Source organism: Paraburkholderia sp. BCC1884 (assembly GCF_900996225.1).
Lineage (GTDB): Bacteria > Pseudomonadota > Gammaproteobacteria > Burkholderiales > Burkholderiaceae > Paraburkholderia.
In genome coordinates this window covers 1-490 of the sequence record NZ_CAAJGL010000147.1, presented here as the reverse complement: position 1 = coordinate 490, position 490 = coordinate 1, and the positions used below count along the sequence as shown (strand labels likewise).

1 pseudogene is annotated in these 490 nt (G+C 70.2%); it reads left to right on the top strand.

What is annotated here, in order from left to right:
- Window positions 1–490, top strand: a pseudogene (locus tag FQ705_RS32520) (FAD-containing monooxygenase EthA); the annotation flags it as partial.

Here is a 490-nt window from a genome sequence, read left to right as displayed (position 1 = left end):
CCTCTGGCTGCCGGCCGGGCTCGCGCACCGCCTGGTGCGCACCAAGAACGTGCTGCTGACGATGTACCTGTATCGCCTCTCGCGGCGGCGCCCGGAAGCCACCAAGCGCTTCATCCTGAACGCCGCGAGCCGCCAGCTCGGCCCCGACTTCGACATCGCCCGGCACCTGACGCCGCGCTACCAGCCCTGGGACCAGCGCCTCTGCCTGGTGCCGAACGGCGACCTGTTCAAGTCGATCCGGGCCGGCCAGGCCTCGATCGTCACCGACGAGATCGAGCGCTTCACGCCCGGCGGCCTGCAGTTGAAGAGCGGCCAGACGCTGGAGGCCGACGTGGTGGTGACCGCCACCGGGCTCAAGGTGCGCATGCTCGGCGGCGCCGCGGTGAAGGTCGACGGCCGCCCGGTCGAGTTCGGCGAGGCCGTCTAGTACAAGGGCATGATGGCCAGCGGCGTGCCCAACCTGGCCACCTTGTTCAGCTACACCACTGCG